This window comes from Corallococcus sp. AB038B (genome assembly GCF_003668955.1).
Taxonomy (GTDB): Bacteria; Myxococcota; Myxococcia; order Myxococcales; family Myxococcaceae; genus Corallococcus; species Corallococcus exiguus.
This window is the reverse complement of sequence record NZ_RAWO01000404.1, coordinates 1-384: the sequence shown is the minus strand read 5'-3', so window position 1 is coordinate 384 and position 384 is coordinate 1. Positions and strand designations below refer to the sequence as shown.

The following is a 384-nucleotide window of genomic DNA, read 5'->3' as shown; positions in this document are numbered from 1 at the left end:
TGCGTCCGGGGATCCACCGAGTTGTTGGAGACGAGGATGAGCTGCCAGTTCTCCCACCGCGTCCGGGTGCTGAAGGTGCGCCACAGCTGCTCGAGCAGCTCCGGCTTGTCCTTGAAGGGGACGATGATGGAGACGCGCGGGTTGCCCTTCACCTTCGGGCGCACGCGCAGCAGTCCGCTGGGCGCGAGCAGGACCTCGGCGTCTTCCTCGCAGCGCTTCAGGTGCTGGGTGAGCGCGACGTGGGCCGCCGCGTTGACGAAGTGGACGGAGCGCGAGGTCTCCCGGCGGTGGTAGAGCACGGTGGGCACGTGCGCCGCCGGCGTGGTGGACTCCGAGGCTCGCAGGACCAGCTCGTACAGCTCGGCGCCGTCGAAGCCCTCCTGC

1 pseudogene is annotated in these 384 nt (G+C 69.5%); it reads right to left on the bottom strand.

The features are described 5' to 3' along the window. A pseudogene (locus D7Y04_RS44985) lies at positions 1–384 on the bottom strand (O-antigen biosynthesis protein); the annotation flags it as partial.